The following is a 759-nucleotide window of genomic DNA, read 5'->3' on the forward strand; positions in this document are numbered from 1 at the left end:
GTCCATTCCGCTTAAGCCTTGGGAAAACCTAAGGCTTTTTTAATTATGGGTCATTTTGTCTATATAATACAATCTGAAATAGACGGAACCTTTTATATAGGCTCTACCCAAGATCCTATCTCTAGACTCCAAAAGCACAATGCGCTTCACAAAGGTTTTACATCTAGGAAACAGCCTTGGAAAATCGTCTACTCAGAGAAGTTTGAGAATAAGCAGGATGCACTCTTAAGAGAAAGGTTCCTTAAAGCGCAGAAAAGCCGTGAATTTTTTCAACGTTTAATTTCTGGTAGTTCAGCTGGTTAAAATGCCAGTCCCGAATTCTCGGGAAGGTCGCGGGTTCGAGTCCTCCCGATACTCGGGACAGGCTGTCCATTCCGCTTAAGCCTTGGGAAGACCTAAGGCTTTTTTAATTATGGGTCATTTTGTCTATATAATACAATCTGAAATAGACGGAACCTTTTATATAGGCTCTACCCAAGATCCTATCTCTAGACTCCAAAAGCACAATGCGCTTCACAAAGGTTTTACATCTAGGAAACAGCCTTGGAAAATCGTCTACTCAGAGAAGTTTGAGAATAAGCAGGATGCACTCTTAAGAGAAAGGTTCCTTAAAGCGCAGAAAAGCCGTGAATTTTTTCAACGTTTAATTTCTGGTAGTTCAGCTGGTTAAAATGCCAGTCCCGAATTCTCGGGAAGGTCGCGGGTTCGAGTCCTCCCGATACTCGGGACAGGCTGTCCATTCCGCTTAAGCCTTGGGAA

General features: G+C 42.7%; 2 protein-coding genes. Both read left to right on the top strand.

Annotation, left to right across the window (positions count from 1 at the left end):
• The first annotated feature begins 45 nt into the window (after positions 1-45).
• Positions 46-303, top strand: a complete 258-nt coding sequence (locus tag HMJ38_RS25870; protein WP_194973284.1) for a GIY-YIG nuclease family protein — start codon at positions 46-48, stop codon at positions 301-303.
• A 109-nt stretch (positions 304-412) separates the two neighbouring features.
• Positions 413-670, top strand: coding sequence for a GIY-YIG nuclease family protein (locus HMJ38_RS25875; protein ID WP_194973284.1), 258 nt, complete (start codon positions 413-415; stop codon positions 668-670).
• The last annotated feature ends 89 nt before the right edge of the window (positions 671-759 follow it).

This window comes from Aquiflexum lacus (assembly GCF_015476655.1).
Taxonomy (GTDB): Bacteria; Bacteroidota; Bacteroidia; order Cytophagales; family Cyclobacteriaceae; genus Aquiflexum; species Aquiflexum lacus.